Origin of the sequence: Duganella sp. BJB476 (assembly GCF_003416895.1) — a bacterium.
Lineage (GTDB): Bacteria > Pseudomonadota > Gammaproteobacteria > Burkholderiales > Burkholderiaceae_D > Rugamonas.
On sequence record NZ_QVIO01000001.1, the window covers coordinates 981,733 to 1,001,201 of the forward strand.

Genomic DNA, 19,469 nt, shown 5'->3' on the forward strand with positions numbered 1-19,469 from the left:
GCACAGTTCTTCATTAGATTTTAAAAGGAATCACCATAGCTACTGACAAGTCGCATCGCATCAATGGCGAAATCACTGCCCCTGAAATGCGTTTAAGTGGGGTCGATAACGAGCCTCTCGGTATCGTGACTTTGGCCGAAGCCTTCCGCCTGGCGGAAGAAGCAAACGTCGACCTGGTCGAGATCGCGCCTACCGCGGTCCCGCCGGTCTGCCGTTTGATGGACTACGGCAAATTCAAGTATTCGGAGCAGAAGAAGGCTCACGAAGCGAAATTGAAGCAGAAAATCATCGCCGTGAAGGAAGTCAAATTCCGTCCGGGCACCGATGACGGCGACTACAATATCAAGCTGCGTAACCTCATCAAGTTCCTCGATGAAGGCGATAAAACCAAGATCACGCTGCGTTTCCGCGGTCGTGAGATGGCGCACCAGGATATTGGCTTCCGTATGCTGGAACGCCTGAAGGCCGATCTGGAGCCGTACGGCCAGGTCGAGCAGTTCCCGAAGATGGAAGGCCGCCAGATGATCATGGTCCTTTCGCCTAAGAAAAAGAAGTAATCTTGCTTTAAGAGCAAATGCAGGGGGCGCTGAGGCGCCCCTTGTAATTTGTGGTGCAGAATTGCAGCAACTGGTCTATAATTGCCCGCTGTTGTAATGTAGTGGACTCGCATCTGCTGCAAAAACAAGTGAAAGCAGGCATCTAAGTGTGACGTAGTGTCGCCACCTGCAATCCTGTTTGATATGGAGCTACCCAGAAGGGTAGATTGCTATGCCAAAAATGAAAACCAAAAGCTCCGCGAAAAAACGTTTTCGCGTGCGTCCAGGTGGTACTGTTAAGAGTGGTCACGCTTTCAAGCGCCACATTCTGACCAAGAAGACCACCAAATCGAAGCGCCAACTGCGCGGTATCACGAACGTTGATGCGTCTGACGTGAAGTCCGTCATGCGCATGATGCCAACCGCTTAATCTCACAACTAAGGAGTTACTATGCCTAGAGTAAAACGTGGGGTTACAGCTCGTGCCCGTCATAAAAAAGTATTAAACATGGCCAAGGGTTACCGCGGTCGTCGCAGCAAGGTATACCGTATTGCCAAGCAAGCAGTTATGCGCGCTGGCCAGTACGCTTACCGCGACCGTCGTAACAAGAAGCGCGTCTTCCGCCGTCTGTGGATCGCTCGTATCAACGCCGCTTCCCGTGAGCATGGCGTGACGTACAGCGTCTTCATGAATGGTCTGAAGAAAGCTTCGATCGAACTGGACCGTAAAGTCCTGGCCGATATGGCAGTGATGGACAAGCCAGCATTCGCTGCGATTGTCAACGCTGTGAAAGCAAAAATCGCTGCTTAATACGCATTGATTTGGACGCGCGATCCCGGCAACGGGTCCGCGACTGAGAACGGGGCAAAGGTTGAAACCTGTGCCCCGTTTTTGATTGAGGATAAGAAAAACGCATGGACTCCCTGGAACAACTCGTCGCCTCAGCAGTGCAGGATTTCATGGCCGCGCAAGATGACGCCGCCGCACTGGAAAATGCCAAAGCCAAATATCTGGGCAAGACCGGCCAGATCACCGAATTGATGAAGGGTCTGGGCAAGCTCGACCCTGAAGCACGCAAGGCGCAAGGCGCCCTGATCAATGCTGCCAAAGGGCAGATTGAAGCGGCGCTGACGGCCCGGCGCGATGCGCTGGCCGACGCCCAGATGCAAACCCGTTTGAACGCCGAGGCCATCGATGTCTCGCTGCCTGGCCGCGGTCGCGCCGGCGGCGGCATCCACCCGGTGATGCGGACCTGGGAGCGGGTGGAAGAGATCTTCCGCTCGATCGGTTTCGACGTGGCCGACGGTCCCGAGATCGAAAATGACTGGACCAACTTCACGGCGCTCAACAGCCCGGAAAACCATCCTGCCCGTTCGATGCAGGACACTTTCTACATCGAAGGCAACGACAGCGAAGGCAAGCCGCTGCTGCTGCGCACGCACACCAGCCCGATGCAGGTGCGCTATGCCCGCAGCCACACGCCGCCGATCAAGGTGATCGCGCCTGGCCGCACCTACCGCGTCGACAGCGACGCCACCCACTCGCCGATGTTCCACCAGGTCGAAGGCCTGTGGATCGCCGAGAACATCAGCTTCGCCGACCTCAAGGGCGTGTACCTGAATTTCGTCAAGGCCTTCTTCGAGACCGACGATCTGCAAGTGCGCTTCCGTCCGTCGTACTTCCCGTTCACCGAGCCGTCGGCCGAGATCGATATCGCCTTCGGTTCCGGTCCGTTGAAGGGCCGCTGGCTGGAGATTTCCGGTTCGGGCCAGGTGCATCCGTCGGTGGTGCGCAACTTCGGCCTCGACCCGGAAAAGTACATCGGCTTCGCGTTCGGCTCCGGCCTGGAACGCCTGACGATGCTGCGCTACGGCGTCAGCGACCTGCGCCTGTTCTACGAAGGCGACCTGCGCTTCCTGAAGCAGTTCAACTAACAATAACGAAACGGTCGAGCGCCACGCAGGTGCGCGCTCCCGTCGGACTATCTTTGAAGGCTTGATTATGCAATTCTCCGAAAACTGGCTCCGTACCATGGTCGATCCGAAGATGACTTCGGACGAACTGGCCCATCTGCTGACGATGTCCGGCCTGGAAGTGGAAGAAGTCGAAGCCGTGGCGCCGCCGTTCTCCAACGTGGTCGTCGGCCACGTGCGCGACATGGCCAAGCATCCGAACGCGGACCGCCTGAACGTCTGCCAGGTCGATGTCGGCACCGGCACCTTGCTCAACATCGTCTGCGGCGCGCCCAACGTGCGTCCGGGCCTGAAGGTTGTGTGCGCGATGGCCGGCGCGATTTTGCCGCCGGGCGCCGACGGCAAGCCGTTTGAAATCAAGGTTGGCCAGTTGCGCGGCGTCGAGTCGCAAGGCATGCTGTGCTCGGCCAAGGAACTGAAATTGTCGGAAGAGGGCAGCGGCCTGTTGGAACTGCCGGACGACGCTCCGGTCGGCCAGAACTTCCGCGACTACTACGCGCTCAACGACCTCAAGTTCACCATCAAGCTGACCCCGAACAAGGCGGACTGCCTGTCGGTGCTGGGTGTGGCGCGCGAAGTGTCGGCGTTGACCGGCGTCGCGCTGCATGTGCCGTCGTTCCGCCCGGTCGCTGTCAACAGCGCCGAAGTGCTGCCGGTGAAAATCTCGGCGCCGGACCTGTGCGGCCGCTTCTCCGGCCGCGTGATCCGCAACCTGAACGCCAAGGCCGCCACGCCGGACTGGATGAAGCAGCGCCTTGAGCGCAGCGGCCAGCGCTCGGTGTCGGCGCTGGTGGACATCTCCAACTACGTGATGCTGGAACTGGGCCGTCCTACCCACGTGTTCGACCTGGCCAAGATCCACGGCGGCCTGAACGTGCGTTGGGGTAAAGCCGGCGAAACGCTCAAGCTCCTGAACGGCAACACCGTCAGCGTCGACGAATGGGTAGGCGTGATCTCGGACGACAAGGAAATCGAATCGCTGGCCGGCATCATGGGCGGCGACGCCACGGCCGTCTCGCTGGAGACCGAGGCTATCTACCTGGAAGCCGCGTTCTGGTGGCCGAACGCCATCCAGGGCCGCGCCCGCAAGTACAACTTCTCGACCGACGCGGCGCACCGCTTCGAGCGCGGCGTCGATTACGCCACGACCGTCGAGCACATCGAACGCATCACCTCGCTGCTGATCGAAATCTGCGGCACGCCGACCACGCAAATCGGTCCGGTCGACGACCAGATCGTCAACGTGCCGAAGCGCGCGCCGGTGCAGATGCGCACAGCCCGCGCACAGAAAGTGATCGGCGTGGCGCTGGACGATCAGACCATCGCGGACATCTTCACCCGCCTGGCGCTGCCGTTCACGCTGGCCGATGGCGTGTTCTCTGTGACCTCGCCGTCGTACCGCTTCGACATCGAGATCGAGGAAGACCTGATCGAGGAAGTCGCGCGCGTCTACGGTTTCGAGAACATTCCGACCGTGGCGCCGGTGGCCGCCAACACCATGATCATCGCGCCGGAAAACACCCGCTCGCTGTTCGCCGTGCGCCACCAACTGGCCGACCTGGGCTTCCAGGAAGTGGTCAACATGAGTTTTGTGGACGCGGCCTGGGAGCAGGATTTCGGCGGCAACGCCAACCCGATCAAGCTGCAGAACCCGATCGCCAGCCAGATGAACGTGATGCGCTCGACGCTGATCGGCAGCCTGGTGGCCAATGTGCGCTACAACCTGAACCGCAAGACCAGCCGCGTGCGCCTGTTCGAGATCGGCGCCATCTACCTGCGCGACGACAGCATTCCAGATGGTCCGCTGACCGTGGCCGGCTATCACCAGCCTAAGCGCGTGGCCGCCATGGCCTACGGCAACGTGGCTGACGAGCAGTGGGGCCAGGACAACCGCCAGATCGATTTCTTCGACCTGAAGGCCGACCTGGAGCACCTGTTCGCGCCGCTGTCGCTGCGCTTCGTCAAGGCAGAGCACCCGGCGCTGCATCCGGGCCGCTCGGCGCACGTGCTGCTGGATGGCAAGGTCATCGGCTTCATCGGCGAACTGCACCCGCGCTGGCTGCAAAAGTATGAGCTGCCGCATGCGCCAGTCGTGTTCGAGGTGGACGCAGTTGCTTTGCAGCAACAATCTGTGCCAGAATACGCGGAAATCTCCAAGTTCCCAGGCGCCACGCGGGATCTGGCGGTGGTCGTCAAGCAAGACGTTCCGGCGCAGGATTTGCTGGACGCATTTAATGCTGCCGTGCAAATGAGTCCGCAGGGCAAGATCGTGCAAGCCATTGTTTTGTTTGATGAATATCGTGGCAAAGGACTGGAGGCGGACGAAAAATCGCTTGCTTTCCGCTTTAGCTTGCAAGATACTCAAAATACGCTGCAAGACGATGTGGTGGAAGCTGTAATGGCCGCCGTCGGCGACGCCGCCAAGCAAAAACACGGCGCCCGTCTGCGCACCTGAGCTGACAGCCAAGATTGTTGTAAAATCATTATTTGTTGACCATTTGGGAGTCCGGCCTTTGCCGGACTCATTCGTTCTTAGATAAGGCAGGGCAGGAAAATTAATAATAACGACGTAGATTCCGCCGTACTCCAATCCGCATTGGCTGCCGATTTGCATCGGGCCATGCAGGTGGCCAAGGTACGCCAGGATGCAGAAAAAGATTTGCCTACGCTGACCAAGGCGGAGCTGGCCGAGCTGTTGTTCGAGCAGGTCGGCCTGAACAAGCGCGAGGCCAAGGATATGGTGGAAACCTTCTTTGACGAGATCCGCAACGCGCTCGAGCGCGGCGAGGCCGTCAAGTTGTCCGGTTTCGGCAATTTCCAGCTGCGCGACAAGCCGCAGCGTCCGGGCCGCAACCCGAAGACCGGCGAAGAAATCCCGATCACGGCGCGCCGCGTGGTGACTTTCCATGCCAGCCAAAAACTCAAGGGCATGGTCGAAGAGACTAATCCGATGGCGCGCGCCGCCTGAGTGGGACTGAGCCGTGATGAATGACCGCCTCGCCAAATCCGAACTGGTTGTGCTGCCGCCGATCCCGGCCAAGCGCTATTTCACGATCGGTGAAGTGAGCGAGCTGTGCGGCGTCAAGCCGCACGTGCTGCGCTACTGGGAGCAGGAATTCACGCAGCTCAAGCCGGTCAAACGGCGCGGCAACCGCCGCTACTACCAGCATCACGAAGTGCTGTTGATACGCCGCATCCGTGAGCTGTTGTACGAGCAGGGCTTCACCATCAGCGGCGCCCGCAATAAGCTCGACAGTCGTGCGTATGATGCCGCTGCGGCGGAGTATGATGGCGGCGTGGCTGTCAACGGCGCGCCGGCGGCGCACGTTCCTGCTCCGCTGGACCGGGAAATGATACGCGGCGAATTGCTGGCAATATTGACATTGCTCAAGCAATCCTAGCTGGTACTGCTGCCGCGTCGTGCGGCTAGCGGCATGATTGCTGCTATAATTTCAACATTATTCACATCAGCTACGCTGATAGACGGTGGCGTGAAGTCCGGTGGGGCCTATGGCGCAACAGCCGGACAATACGAGGGGAAACAATGATACGCGTTGCCATTTGTGACGACCATCAGATAGTCAGAGCAGGTTTCAAACAGATTTTTTCGTCGTCGGAAGATTTCGACGTGGTGGCCGAAGCGGGTACCGGGCGCGAAGCGTTGGAAATCGCGCGGCGCGAGATTTGCGACGTGCTGTTGCTGGACATCGCCATGCCCGACCAGAGCGGCATCGATACCTTGCGCACCATCCGCCAGGGCCAGCCGGATCTGCCGGTGCTGATCCTGTCCGGCTATCCGGCCCAGCAGTACGCGCTGAACCTGTTCAAGATGGGCGCCAACGGTTACCTGAACAAGGAATGCGAGGCCGACGAGCTGATCTCGGCGGTGCGCACCGTGTACCAGGGCCGGCGTTATGTCAGCTCGACCGTCGGCGAACTGCTGGCGCAAAGCTTTGACCGCGATCCGAACACCGCCTTGCACACCGAATTGTCGGACCGCGAGTTCCAGGTGTTCCTGCGCCTGGCGCGCGGCGCCACCGTGTCGGATATCGGCGTGGCGCTGTCGCTGAGCATCAAGACCGTCAGCACCTACCGCACCCGCATCATGGAAAAAATGGGCATGCAGTCGAATTCCGACCTGACCTACTACGCGATGAAGAACAACCTTCTGGATTGATCGCACGGGGCGCGCACCATTGCGTGCTCCAAAAGCATCCCTTTCCTCATCGGTCTATAATTCGGCTAGTGTGGCGTATGTCCGCCCGGGATTAAACCTTGTGAAGGAAACTCATCAGGATGTATTTCACTGTCGAAACAGCGCCGCATCACCGCCTGCCGCTGTACAAGACCGTCTTGTGCGTGACCTGTGCGCTGCTGCTGATCGTCAACGGATTCAGCCTGTTCCACAATTTGCAAGCCTTGCGCGGCGCCCAGGTCCAGTTGGGCCAGACCGCGCGCGTGGCGGACCGCCTGCAATACCTGAACGTGCTGGTGCTCGATGCCGAAAGCAGCATGCGCGGCTATTTCCTGTCCGGCCGCGACGCCTATCTTGGCCCCACCAAGACCGCGCTGGCCGAAACCGAGATCGAATTCAAGGAACTGGACAAGCTGCTGGCCGATAGCCCGTCGCAGCTGAAGAACCTGGCGCAACTGCACACGCTGGTGCGCCGCCGCCTCTCCATCATGAGCCAGGCCATCGACGTCTACCGCGAGGGCGGGCTGGAGGAGATCGTCAAGATCGCCAAGCTCAGCGACGGCCGCGCCAGCATGGACGAGATCCGCCTGCAAGTGGTGATCATGGAGCAGGAGCAGAACGAAACCCTGGTCTCGCGCAGCACCATGTTCTACCAGGAGTACCAGAAGGCGGTGCTGCTGGGCATGGGCATCAACGCGCTGGCCATCATGGTGCTGGTCATGTTCTACCAATTGGTGCGGCGCAGTTTCGCCAACCGCGCCCAGGTCGAGCACGCGCTGCAAAGCGCCAATGAAAACCTGGAATCGCAGGTCGAGCAGCGTACCGAGCAGTTGTCGGTGTTATCGCGTCACCTGATCAGCATCAGTGAGGAAGAAAAAGTACGGCTGTCGCGCGAACTGCACGACGAGCTGGGCGCCAACCTGACCTCGATCAGCATGGATATCTCCGCCGTCACCCAGCAATTGCAGAAGACCGATCCCGAACTGGCGGCGCAGCTCAAGCGCGCCCGCGCCACGCTGGTGGAAACGGTGGAAATGAAGCGCCGCATCGTCGAGAACCTGCGCCCCAGCCTGCTCGACAACCTGGGCCTGTGCGCCGCCATCGAAAGCTATTGCAACGAATTCAGCCGGCTGGCCAAGGTGCGCTGCGATTGCGACGTCGACGCCGATATCGAAGGCGCGGCCCGTCAATCGGGCGACCTGTCGATCGCCTTGTTCCGCATCGTGCAGGAGTCGCTGACCAATATCCGCAAGTATGCCAAGGCCAACCGCGTCACCGTCACCATGAGTCTCACCCCGGGTGGCCTGACGCTGCGCATTATCGATGACGGTATCGGCATTGCCTCCAATACCATCGTCAAGCCGATGTCGCATGGTTTGCTGGGGATGCGCGAACGCGCCTTGCTGCTGGGCGGCACGCTGACGATACGCCGCGGCCGTAATGATGCCGGTACCTGTATTGAAGTTTCTATTCCCTTGCGCAATCGCGTACCGGTCGAAGAGCGCCGCGCCGAACCTGGCGCGGCGACGCTGCCGCCGGCCATCAGCGAAGTGCTTAGCTCCGTGCTACATCCACCAGCAGACGGTCGTATTCCGTCTTCGCCACCTTGTAGCACTCACCCGCATACGCCTCCAAGCCTGACCGATCAAGCACAGTGATGTTGCCGCGGCGGTAGGTGATCAGGCCGTCGTCCTGCAATTTACCGGCGGCGGCGGTGATGCTTTCGCGGCGCACGCCCAGCATGATGGAAATCATTTCCTGCGTGACCTTCAACTCGTTCGATGGCGAGCGGTCCAGGCGGTCCAGCAGCCAGCGGCACAGCTTTTGTTCGATCGAGCTGTGGCGGCCGCCGACGGCGTTCTGCGCCATCTGCGCGAACAGCGCGGTGTTGTAGCGCATCAGCAGCGCGGGCAGGGCGCCGCCCTGGTTGAAGGCGTCGCGCAGGTGCTGGGCTTTCATGCGGTAGCCGTAGCCGGCCGCCTGCACCACGGCGCTGCACATGGCGCGCTCGCCTTCGAACAGCGAAACGCCGACCACGCCTTCGTGTCCTACCACGGCGATCTCGGTGGTGGCGCCGTCTTCCATCACATACAGCAGCGATACGATGGCGGTGGTCGGGAAGTGCACGTACTCCATCGCGCCGCCGAATTCAAACAATTCTTTGCCGAAGGGCAGGGTCACCAGTTCCAGGTGTTCAAACAGCGATTCCAGCACGTCGCGTGGGAGTGCGGCCAGCAATTCGTTCTGCAGGGTGCCGCTGTAGCTGACAACAGGCCGGGACGCAACCTTGAATTCTTTCGACTTCACCGCCATGCGTGGCGCTGTGGTTTTGTCGGTTGCGTTAAGTTGGGTGTTGTTCATTTTGTTCCTCACAATCTGGCTATACAAGAGCACCGAAGGCTTGCTTCAGTGTTGCCATAACTTTAGGGGCTTTGTTAGATTGCGAACATAAGAGGAGGGGACGCACAAATGTAGGCTTGCAACATGGCACTTTGTAGGTCTGGTCCTACACGAGCTCTATTTTTCTCTGGAGGGCGCGTGCATAATGCACAAATTGAATTCGAACGGCGCACAGAACATGCATGTACTTGTGGTGGAAGATGACGCCGTCCTGGCCGATGGCCTGAGCCGGGTCTTGAGCGGCCACGGCATGGCGGTCGAGGTGGTCGGCAACGGCACCCAGGCCGACGCGCTGCTGCAGCGCGCCGAGCACACCGAGGTGGTGGTGCTCGATATCGGCCTGCCCGGCATCGACGGTTTCGAGGTGGTGCGGCGCCTGCGCGCGCGCGGCAGCCAGGTGCCGGTGCTGCTGCTGACGGCGCGCGACGCCATCGAGGACCGGGTGCGCGGCCTGGAGCTGGGCGCCGACGATTACCTGGTCAAGCCCTTCGCCACCGCCGAGCTGGTGGCGCGGCTGCGCGCGCTGGCGCGCCGCAACACGCCCAAGCCGACCGTGCTGGCGCTGGGGGACCTGGTGCTGGACATGTCGGCCAAGCGCGCCCGCGTGCGCGACAAGACCATCGAGCTGTCGGTGCGCGAATGGGCGGTGCTGGAATACCTGTTGCAGCACGGCGCGCGCGTGGTGTCCAAGCAGCAGATCATCGACGCCATCCTGCCGTGGGGCGACGACCTGACCCTGAACGCGGTGGAAGTCTACATCTCGCGCCTGCGGCTGAAGATCGCCGACGCCGGCGTCTCGATCCGCACCATCCGCGGCTTCGGCTACATGCTGGAGCAGACGCCGGCCGCGCATGAATAGCATCCGGCTGCGGCTGCTGAAGTGGCTGATAGTCCCTATCCTGCTGATCAACCTGGCCGGCGGCGCGCTCACCTACATGCTGGCCTGGCTGCCGGCCCAGCTGGCGTTCGACCAGGGCCTGTCCGGCGCCGCCGCCGCGCTGGGCGCGCGCCTGAGCGCGGACGGCGGCCAGCTGCGCATCGACCTGCCGCGCCAGGCCGAGCAAGTGCTGCGCAGCGACGATACCGACGCCGTCTATTTCGTGGTGCGCGACGCGGCCGGCCGCACCATCGCCGGCGACGCCGATTTTCCGCCGTTGCCGCGCGCGGCGGCCGACGGCGCCGCGTCCGTCAATAAGCCGGCGGTGGCCTTCGACAGCGGCCTGCGCGACGAAGCCGTGCGCGGCGTGGCCTTGCGCCTGAGCTTGCCGGCGGCCTCGGGTGCGCCGCTGCAGGCGTACATCGGCGTCGCCAAGACGCTGCGCAAGCGCACCCAGGTCCGCCAGGCCGTGGTGCGCGCGCTGGTGCTGCTGGAGTCGCTGTTCGCGCTGACCTGCGTCGGCCTGATCTGGTTCTCGGTCGGCAACGGCCTGCTGCCCTTGAACCGCCTGCGCGCCGGCCTGAACGCGCGCGACGGCGACGACCTCGAACCGATCGCGGCGGCGCAGGTGCCCTACGAACTGGAGCCGGTGGTGTCGGCCTTCAACGGCCTGCTGGACAAGGTCAGCGAAGGCGCCCGCGCGCGGCAGGAATTCCTGGCCAATGTCGCGCACCAGCTGCGCACGCCGCTGGCCGGCCTGAAGACCCAGCTCGAATGGCTGGGGGCGCGCCATGCCGAGCCCGAAACCGTGCACTCGCTCAAGCTGATGCTGTCGGCCACCGAGCGCATGATACGCAAGACCAACCAGCTGCTGGCGCTGGCCCGCGCCGAACCCGGCCACTTTGAAAAAACCCGGCTGGAGCCGGTGGCGCTGGACGCGCTGGTGGAAGTGGCGATCCAGTCCTTCGTCGACCAGGCCACGCTCAAGGCGATCGACCTCGGCTTCGATCTGCAGCCGGTCACCATCGTCGGCGACCGCTTCCTGCTGCGCGACCTGATCGACAACCTGATCGACAACGCCATCCGCTACACGCCGCCGCGCGGCACGGTGACGGTGGCTTGCCGGCCGGACGGCGAGGGCGGCTGGCTGAGCGTCGAGGACAACGGCCCCGGCATCCCGCTGGCCAGGCGCGAGCAGGTGTTCAGCCGCTACGTGCGGCTGGACGACAAGACCACCGGCAGCGGCCTGGGCCTGGCCATCGTGCGCGACATCGTCACCGTCCACGGCGCCAGCCTCACCATCGCCGAGGGCGCAGGCGGCCGGGGCGCGCTGTTTTCCGTGCACTTTCGCTAGTTAAATCCACATTTTCGCCGCTGTCAGGAATTTGTCAGCATTTCCTCAGGGAAATGCAAGCTTGGCCCGCTACACTCCAGTCATCAGAAAACCAACCGGGAGTGGGCCATGCAGCGTGTCCAAAAAGGCTTTACCTTGATCGAGATCATGATCTCCGTGGCCATCGTCGGCATCTTGATGGCGGTGGCGATCCCGGCCTACAGCGACTACGTGATCCGCGGCCGCCTCAGCGAAGCGTTCACCGCGCTGGGCGGAGCGCAGCCGGCGGCCGAGCAGTTCTGGTCGAATAACCGCACCTATTTCGGCTTCGGCACCGCCAGCAGCTTCCCGCCCAACACCGCCAACTTCACCTACGGGCTGGGCGGGGCCACCGCCTCCAGCTACACGATTACGGCCACCGGCGTCGGCAAGATGGCCGGCTTCGTCTACACCATCGACCAGAGCGGCACCCGCACCACCACCGGCAGTCCGCCCGGCTGGGGCGTCAGCGGCTCGTGCTGGGTGGACCACAAGGGTGGCGCATGTTCCAACTAACGCCGCCGGCCCGGCGCCGCCAGCGTGGCCTCACGCTGCTGGAGCTGCTGCTGACGCTGACCATCTTCGGTTTCATGCTGGCGATCGGCATCCCGAACGCCAGCAAATGGCTGCTCAGCAACCGCGCCCGCAGCGCCAGCGAATTCTATGCCGACGGCTTCAGCCTGGCGCGCCGCCAGGCCGTGATGCACAACAGCTTCAGCCGGATCTCGCTGACCCCCAACGTCAACAGCGGGCAGATGGACTGGCAGGTCGACATCTGCTTCGTCTCGCCGGCCACCCAGTGCGGCGCGGCCGAAGCCGGCTGGTCCACGGTCGCGGCGCCGGCCGCCAACGATCCCGAAGGCGCGGCCGGCTACAAATCCGTGTACCGCGCGGCCGACGCGCTGCCGAACTCGGAAGCGCTGCTGCCGACCACCCAGCCGGAAGGCAGCTCGCAGGTCTACTACACGCCGATCGGCTGGGTCGACACCCGCTTCGCCCAGCGCCTGACCAGTTTGCGCCTCGACCCGGCCACCCAATACGCCGGCGACGTGCCGGTGGTGGCGCTGGTGATCACGCTGGCCGGCATGGCCAGCAAGTGCGATCCGCGCCTTCCCGTCACCGACACCAGGGCTTGTCCGCCATGAAACCCGCCATCCCCACCAATCTGTACCGCCGGTCCACGCGCCGCCAGGGCGGCATCGCGCTGCTGGAGGCGTTGCTGGCCATCGTCATCCTCGGCATCGGCCTGCTCGGCACCATCGGCTTGCAGGCGCGCGCCTACTCGGCGCTGTCGGACGCCAGCCTGCGCGCCGAAGCCACGCTGGCCGGCGAAAAACTGCTGGGCACGATGAACGCCGACAGCAACAACCTGCTGAACTACGGCGCCATCGAGGGCGGGGCGGCCACCGCCGCCACCCAGCCCTGGGTGGACGAGACCAAGGCCGCGATCCCCGGCGCCATCATCGGCGTGGTGGTGGTGCCGCAGCAGCTGCGCATCCAGGTGGCCATCTCCATCAAGTGGAAGCGCAAGGCCGGCGATACCCTCAACCAGCATCTGGTCACCTCCTACATTGCGCTCTGATATGAACATCCAACCCTTACGCCGCGGCGGCGGCTTTTCGCTGGTGGAGCTGATGGTCAGCGTGGTGATCGGCCTGCTGGCGCTGCTGTTCGCCACCCGCCTGATCGTCAGCGGCGAACAGAACAAGGACGCCGCCGTCGGCGGTTCGGACAGCATGCAGAACGGCATGCTGGCGCTGTTCTCGCTCAGCAGCGACGCCACCGAAGCGGGCTGGGGCCTGAACGATCCGATGGTGGCCGGCTGCGACACCGTGTTCTCCGACGCCAACGGCTACGCGCTGCCGACCGCGCAGCGCGGCGGCGCCAACTTCACGCCGCTGGCGGCGGCGGTGATCCAGTCCAACGGCGCCAATCCGGACGTGATCTCCTTCAACAGCGGCACCTCGCAGGCGGGCGCCGGTTCGGTCAAGCTGTTCGCCGACTACACGGTCGGCAACACCATCACGGTCGACAGCAAGAACCCCTACGCCTTCAGCAACGGCGACGTGCTGGTGATCGCGCCGCTGACGCCCGGCAGCGGCAAGTGCACCTTGTTCCAGCTGTCCGGCTTTGGCGTCGCGCCCAACAGCACCATCCTGGTGGCCAGCGGCGGCGCCTACCGCTTCAATCCGCTGGCCGGCCTGGCCACGCCCTACAAGCAGAACCTGGCCTACATCTACAACCTCGGCTCGCCCACGCAGCTGCATTTCCACACCTGGAGCGTGGCCAACGGCGTGCTGCTGCTGCGCGCCACCGAACTGGCGGGCGCCGAACTGGCCGGCGTCTCGGTGACCGACAACGTGGTCAGCATCAAGGCCCAGTATGGCTTTGACGCGCGTCCGCCCGGCCCCAATCCCTACGACCCCAACCCCGGCGCCGACGGCATGCAGATCACCACCTGGAGCAGCACCATGATCGACGCCGACAGCGACGGCATCGTCGGCAGCCCCGGCGACTTCCAGCGCGTGGCCGCGGTGCGCATCGCCGTGGTGGCGCGCAGCAAGAACACCGAGAAACCGAATTCGTCCGGGGTGTGCAGCGCCACCACCGTGCGGCCCACCGTGTTTGCCAGCACCGCGCCGGCCGGCGTGGCGGCGGTGCCGGTGCAGGTCAACGTGGCGGTGGCCGGCGACAGCGTGTCGTGGCAGTGCTATCGCTACCGCGTGTTCGAGACCATCGTGCCGATTCGTAACGCCCAATGGAGGCCATGATGCGCCTGCCCACCCGACAACGCGGCATCGCGCTGCCCATCATGCTGATCATGCTGACGGTCATGCTGGTGAGCAGCATCTACCTGCTCAAGTCCAGCACCTCGACCACGCTGACCACCTCCAACCTGGCCTACGACGCGTCGCTGAGCAAGGCGGCCGACCTGGGCGTGCACACGGCGTTCGCCTTCCTGCGCTCGATGACCAACGCCTCGCTGCTGGAGGTCAACCAGCCGGCCAACGGCTATGTCGCCACCCTGACGCCGACCTGGACCGCCAGCACCCCGGCCTTCTGGACGGGCTCGGTCACCTTGCCGGCCGACCCTTCCGGCAACCAGGTCGAGTATGTGATCCACCGGCTGTGCGACTTTGCCGGCGCCTTCAACGCGCCCGGCAACCGCTGCCTGCTGACCTCGGCGCGGCCGAATTCCAAGACCCCGCAGCCCTACGGCCAGAGCGGCCGCTCCGACAGCCCGAACTACCTGGACCAGCCGCAGCTGCATTACGTGGTGACGGCGCGCATCGTCGGCGTCCGCGGCGGCAATGTGATCACGCAAGCGGTCGTCATGAAAGGGCCGTGAGGCCGTCGTCTTTTTGAATGGAACCATCATGAACAAGCTTACTTCCACGCTGGCCGGCCTGGCCCTTGCTGCGACGCTGTGCGTGTCGGCCCTGGCCGGGACGACCCAGATCGCCCAGGTCCCGCTGCTCAACATCACCGGCACCGGCACCGTCAAGCCCAATCTGATGCTGCTGTTCGATAACTCCGGCTCGATGGACCAGACCTACACGCCGGACTACGTCAACGACAACCTGTGCCGCAGCGCCGCCACTTTGCAGGCCGGCATCACCGCCTGCGCGGTCGGCCATCCGCCGTTCATGAGTCCGGACTTCAACAAGCAGTACTACAATCCGGCGATCCGCTACCTGGTGCCGATCAAGTCCGACGGCAGCTACTATCCGGAGCAGAACGCCGCCAACACCACCAACTGGACCTCGGTCAGCGGCGACGGCTTCGGCGCCCACAAGGCCGACATGGCCGGCAACACCGTGTCGACCAACATCAACCTGGTGACCGGCTTCCCGGACCTGAAGTGGTGCTCGGGCAGCACCTGCCAGTTCAACACCGCCAGCTACACCTACCCGGACGCCACCTACCAGACCGCCACCGCGATCACCACCGGCCCGTACTACTACACCATCGGCGTCGGCCAGTTCTGCACCGACGACAGCATGAAGACCTGCGTCTCGACCGCCGTCGGCGCCACCGCGCCGCCCGGCTATCCGGTGCCGGCCAAGGTGCGCTGGTGCAGCGACAAGCTGCTGACCCAGTGCCAGGGCAAGCGCGTGGGCAGCTTCATCTACCCCGGCTATTCCAAGCCGGCCGGCGCCACCGCGTCCTACGGCACCATCGCCATCGGCGCCTCGGCCACGGCCAGCTCGCTCGGCATCACCAGCGTGGTGGTCAACGGCAGCACCACCGTCACCAACGCCACCGTCACCGCCGCCACCGGCACCAACAGCCTGATCAAGCAGCAGGGGCTGGCCAGCGCGCTGGCCGCCAACATCATCGCCACCTCGGTCGGCAAGGGCGCCGCTTCCACCAGCCTGTACTACGCCTGCGTCAAGACCCCGACCGGCCAGCCCACGGTGCCCGCTTGCAGCGTGTTCGGCATTACGCTCAGCTCCGACAACCTGGTGGCGGTGGTGCCGGTCAGCTGCACCAGCAGCGTCGCCGTCGCCAACTGCGTCACCGTCGCGGACAGTTCACGCGCCGGCTGGGGCATCGCCGTGAACGCGCCGACCGTGGCGGTGACGGCCTATGCGCCGGCCAGGGCGGTGGTCAGCTTCAACGGCACCGGCTCCACCACCTCGTCGTCGCAGACCGCCATCCTGAAAAACCTCAGCTATGCCGGCACCGTGCTGGTCGGCGGCACCTCCAGCAGCAGCCCGACTTACCTGAGCCTGGGCAAGGGCCAGACGCCGACCCAGATCGCCGCCGCGCTGGTCGCCAAGATCGGCACCTCCAACACCATCAAGGCCTACCTGGGCAACAGCAGCAACTGCCCGAGCGGCTACACGGTCACCAGCGTCTGCCTGGTGAACACCGCGTCGACCGACAACACCGCCACCATCAGCACCTTCACCATGGACAACCAGGGCTCGGTCAGCTGGACCACCACCGGCTCCAGCGGCTATGTGGCGGCCGTCAATGACACCATCCCGACCACCACCACGGCGCTGACGGCCGGCTCCGGCGCGCCCAATCCCTTCGTGCGGGTCAACATCGTCAGCGGCCAGGCCTATCCGAAAGCCAGCGACCGCACCGATTGCGCCGGCACCACTTGCACCTATGCCGAAGAGATGAACAACTTCGCCAACTGGTATGTGTACTACAAGAGCCGGCTGCAAATGATGAAGACCTCGATCGGCATCGCGTTCGCCGCCATCACCGCCAACTACAAGGTCGGCTACGTCAAGCTGTCGAGCGCCGGCGCCAGCGCCGCCATCGACCTGAAACCGGCCGACTTCACCGGCAGCGCCCGCGCCAGCTGGTACACCACGCTGTACAACACCACCACCTCGGGCTCGACGCCGATCCGCACCGCGATGGACAACGTCGGCCGCATGTTCGCCAACCTGACGCCGTACAACTACGCGGCCGGGCAGGAAGTGGTGCAGTACCCGTGCCAGCAGAACTTCATGATACTGACCACCGACGGCTACTGGAACGGCACCTCGACCGCCAACGTGGTCAACAACGACAACGTCGAGAACGCCTCGCGCTTCTGCACCCAGGCGCGCGGCTGCGTCGACGCGCGGGCGCAGACGCAGCCGTCGATTTCCGACGTGGCGCTGCACTGGTACAACGGCGGCTCCAGCACCACCACGGTGTCGCTGCGGCCGGCGCTGGAGCCGGACATGAGCAAGCCCGGCTCGGTGCCGGCGGGCGGCGGCGAGAACACCCACCTGCACATGAACACCTACACGCTGGGCCTGGGCGTGGACGGCGTGATGACCTATGAGCCGAACTACGACACCGCGCCCAAGACCGGCGGCGACTTCTACAACCTGATCACGGCGGCCACCAGCGGCTGCCCATGGAACGGCGGCGGCGCCTACGTCTGGCCGGACCCGGACGTCACCAACACCGCCAGCACGGTGCAGGAGCGGGTCGACGACCTGTGGCACGCCGCCATCAACGGCCACGGCAAGTATTTCAGCGCCCAGGACCCGAAGGACGTGGTGGGCGGCCTGAGCGAAGCGCTGTCGAACATGCAGGTGCACGTGGGCGCGGCCGCCGCGGCCGCCACGTCGACGCCGAACATCACGCTGACCGACAACGACATCTTCTCCGACACCTTCACCACCGTGAAATGGTACGGCGAACTGTCGGACCGCAAGATCGACAGCACCGACGGCAGCGTGCTCGCGGCCAGCACCTGGACCACCAGCGACACGCTGGGCAAGAAGGTCGGCAACAGCAGCGACACCCGCACCATCTACATGTACAACACCGGCGGCGCGCTCGCCAGCGCGCCGGATCCCTTCCTGTTTGCCAACATGAAGGGGCCGGCCGCCAGCTGGTTCGCCAACAGGTGCACCTCGCTGGCGCAATGCGTGCTGCTGTCGGCCTCGGACAAGGCGCTGGTCAACGACGGCAACAACCTGGTCAACTACCTGCGCGGCCAGCAGCAGTACGCCGACGACAACCTGTTCCGCGCCTACACGCTGACGCTCAACACCCCGGCCGGCGCCGCCGGGCCCATCCCGATCGTGCTGGGCGACATCGCCTCGTCCAAGCCGGCCTTCGTGCGCGACCCGCGCAACGATTACCCGGATCCGGACTACGCCACCTTCAAGGACACCTACGGCAATCCGAGCAGCGCCAAGTACCGCAGCGGCACCGTGTTCACCGCCGCCAACGACGGCATGCTGCACGCCTTCGACTCCGCCACCGGCGGCGAGTTGTGGGCCTACGTGCCGCGCATCACGATGAAGAAGCTGTACGCGCTGGCCGGCACCACCTACGGCACCAACCACCAGTTCACCACCGACGGCTCGCCGGAAGTGGCGGACGTCAAGGCCTCGGTGGGCTGGCGCACCGTGCTGGTGGCCGGCCTGAACGGCGGCGGCCGCGGCTACTACGCGCTGGACATCACCGACACCAGCCATCCCAAGCAGCTGTGGGAATTCTGCGCCGACGCCACCGTCTGCCCGCTCAGCGACGGCGACCTCGGCCTGACCTTCGGCAATCCGCAGTTCGGCACGCTGGCCAACGGCCGCTGGGCGGTGTTCCTGACCTCCGGCTACAACAACGTGCCCGGCACCGACGGCGTCGGCACCGGCACCGGCAAGGGCTTCCTGTACGTGCTGGACGCCTACACCGGCGAGCTGATCAGCAAGATCAGCAACAACGCGGGCGACACCACCACGCCGTCCGGCCTGGCCAAGATTTCCGCCATCAGCGACGATCCGGGCGCCGACCCGCGCATCCAGTACATCTACGGTGGCGACAACCAGGGGCAGATGTGGCGCTTCGACCTGAGCGCGTCCTCGGGCGCGATCACGGTCACCATGCTGGGCAACGCCGGCACCAGCAAGCCGATCACCACCCGTCCGGACGTGACCATGTGCGCGGTGCAGGTGACTACCAGCGTCGGCGGCGTGCCCGTCACCACCACCAGCGGCAAGCGGGTGGTGTTGTTCGGCACCGGCCGCCTGCTGGACGTGCCCGACACTTCCGACACCTCGGTGCAGAGCCTGTACCTGCTGAAGGACAGCGCCACGCCGATCGCCGACATCCGCGGCTCGACCATGGTGAAGCAGACCCTGAGCCTGCTCGGCTCCAGCAGCAACACCAACACTTACCAGGTCACCAGCAATCCGGTCGACCTGACGCAGAAGGATGGCTGGTATTTCGACTGGTCGGTCAACGCCGGCGAGCGCATGAACCTCGATCCGCAGATCGTCAGCGGGGTGGCCAACGTGGTGACCAATATGCCGTCCTCGTCGTCGGCCTGCTCGGTGGGCGGTTCCAGCAATCTGTACCAGGTCAACGTCTGCAACGGCCAGGCGATCGGCGGCCACCCGGTCGGGGCGACCCTGTCGAACACCTCGGCGGCGGTCGGTTTCATCATCATCCGCCTGCCGAACGGCCAGCTGAAGATGATCACCACCCTGGCCGACGGCACCAACAAGACCTCGCCGCTGTCCGAGCAGATCTCGGCCGACGCCCACCGCACGGGCTGGCGCCGGGTGAAAGGGGAGTAAAGGTGGGGTAAAAGCGGGGCCAGCCCGGGGTAACCCGGGCAAACAGTTCACACGGCGGGGCCAACTATCGGTA

At 64.1% G+C, this 19,469-nt stretch carries 18 protein-coding genes; 17 read left to right on the forward strand and 1 reads right to left on the reverse strand.

Annotated features, from left to right (window positions below; genetic code table 11):
- Positions 1-17: 17 nt before the first annotated feature.
- The 9 genes from infC (at position 18) to D0T21_RS04380 (ending at position 8,363) form a co-directional block, all read left to right on the forward strand.
- Positions 18-557, forward strand: a complete 540-nt coding sequence (infC, locus tag D0T21_RS04340; protein ID WP_301546328.1) for a translation initiation factor IF-3 — start codon at positions 18-20, stop codon at positions 555-557.
- 211 nt (positions 558-768) lie between these two features.
- Entirely contained in the window at positions 769-966 is a 198-nt protein-coding gene (gene rpmI, locus D0T21_RS04345) for a 50S ribosomal protein L35 (RefSeq protein ID WP_081632420.1), read from the forward strand.
- A gap of 21 nt (positions 967-987) precedes the next feature.
- Positions 988-1,347, forward strand: coding sequence for a 50S ribosomal protein L20 (rplT, locus tag D0T21_RS04350; RefSeq protein WP_070359934.1), 360 nt, complete (start codon positions 988-990; stop codon positions 1,345-1,347).
- A gap of 104 nt (positions 1,348-1,451) precedes the next feature.
- A complete protein-coding gene (pheS, locus tag D0T21_RS04355; RefSeq protein WP_116988588.1) occupies positions 1,452-2,471 on the forward strand; it encodes a phenylalanine--tRNA ligase subunit alpha in 1,020 nt (339 codons plus the stop codon).
- 67 nt (positions 2,472-2,538) lie between these two features.
- Positions 2,539-4,965, forward strand: coding sequence for a phenylalanine--tRNA ligase subunit beta (gene pheT, locus D0T21_RS04360; RefSeq protein ID WP_116988589.1), 2,427 nt, complete (start codon positions 2,539-2,541; stop codon positions 4,963-4,965).
- 165 nt (positions 4,966-5,130) lie between these two features.
- A complete protein-coding gene (locus tag D0T21_RS04365) occupies positions 5,131-5,478 on the forward strand; it encodes an integration host factor subunit alpha (protein WP_008449399.1) in 348 nt (115 codons plus the stop codon).
- Positions 5,479-5,494: 16 nt separating this feature from the next.
- Positions 5,495-5,911, forward strand: a complete 417-nt coding sequence (locus tag D0T21_RS04370; RefSeq protein ID WP_116988590.1) for a MerR family transcriptional regulator — start codon at positions 5,495-5,497, stop codon at positions 5,909-5,911.
- Positions 5,912-6,054: 143 nt separating this feature from the next.
- On the forward strand, positions 6,055-6,687 hold the full coding sequence (locus tag D0T21_RS04375; protein WP_116988591.1) for a response regulator transcription factor: 633 nt from the start codon (positions 6,055-6,057) through the stop codon (positions 6,685-6,687).
- Positions 6,688-6,806: 119 nt separating this feature from the next.
- Complete coding sequence (locus D0T21_RS04380) at positions 6,807-8,363, forward strand: CHASE3 domain-containing protein (protein ID WP_116988592.1); 1,557 nt, start codon at positions 6,807-6,809, stop codon at positions 8,361-8,363.
- On the opposite strand, the gene D0T21_RS04385 is transcribed toward D0T21_RS04380, so the two are convergent.
- Complete coding sequence (locus D0T21_RS04385; protein ID WP_116988593.1) at positions 8,260-9,066, reverse strand: Crp/Fnr family transcriptional regulator; 807 nt, start codon at positions 9,064-9,066, stop codon at positions 8,260-8,262. The two genes, D0T21_RS04380 and D0T21_RS04385, sit on opposite strands and share 104 nt — an antisense overlap.
- Before the next feature lie 217 nt (positions 9,067-9,283).
- On the opposite strand from D0T21_RS04385, the gene D0T21_RS04390 reads away from it, so the two are divergent.
- From D0T21_RS04390 to D0T21_RS04425, 8 genes are all read left to right on the forward strand, one after another.
- On the forward strand, positions 9,284-9,964 hold the full coding sequence (locus D0T21_RS04390; RefSeq protein WP_116989353.1) for a response regulator transcription factor: 681 nt from the start codon (positions 9,284-9,286) through the stop codon (positions 9,962-9,964).
- Positions 9,957-11,336 (forward strand): sensor histidine kinase, encoded by a 1,380-nt coding sequence (locus D0T21_RS04395; protein WP_116988594.1) that lies wholly within the window; start codon positions 9,957-9,959, stop codon positions 11,334-11,336. Before D0T21_RS04390 ends, D0T21_RS04395 begins: the two co-directional genes overlap by 8 nt.
- A 108-nt stretch (positions 11,337-11,444) precedes the next feature.
- Positions 11,445-11,870, forward strand: coding sequence for a type IV pilin protein (locus D0T21_RS04400; RefSeq protein ID WP_116988595.1), 426 nt, complete (start codon positions 11,445-11,447; stop codon positions 11,868-11,870).
- Complete coding sequence (locus D0T21_RS04405) at positions 11,858-12,499, forward strand: prepilin-type N-terminal cleavage/methylation domain-containing protein (RefSeq protein ID WP_116988596.1); 642 nt, start codon at positions 11,858-11,860, stop codon at positions 12,497-12,499. The genes D0T21_RS04400 and D0T21_RS04405 overlap by 13 nt, the downstream gene beginning before the upstream one ends.
- A complete protein-coding gene (locus D0T21_RS04410; RefSeq protein ID WP_116989354.1) occupies positions 12,496-12,936 on the forward strand; it encodes a hypothetical protein in 441 nt (146 codons plus the stop codon). The genes D0T21_RS04405 and D0T21_RS04410 overlap by 4 nt, the downstream gene beginning before the upstream one ends.
- 1 nt (position 12,937) lies before the next feature.
- Complete coding sequence (locus D0T21_RS04415) at positions 12,938-14,125, forward strand: PilW family protein (RefSeq protein ID WP_116988597.1); 1,188 nt, start codon at positions 12,938-12,940, stop codon at positions 14,123-14,125.
- Positions 14,122-14,703 (forward strand): hypothetical protein, encoded by a 582-nt coding sequence (locus D0T21_RS04420; RefSeq protein WP_229211330.1) that lies wholly within the window; start codon positions 14,122-14,124, stop codon positions 14,701-14,703. The genes D0T21_RS04415 and D0T21_RS04420 overlap by 4 nt, the downstream gene beginning before the upstream one ends.
- Before the next feature lie 28 nt (positions 14,704-14,731).
- Positions 14,732-19,396: a pilus assembly protein gene (locus tag D0T21_RS04425; protein ID WP_116988599.1), complete on the forward strand. Its 4,665-nt coding sequence runs from the start codon at positions 14,732-14,734 to the stop codon at positions 19,394-19,396.
- Positions 19,397-19,469: the final 73 nt, after the last annotated feature.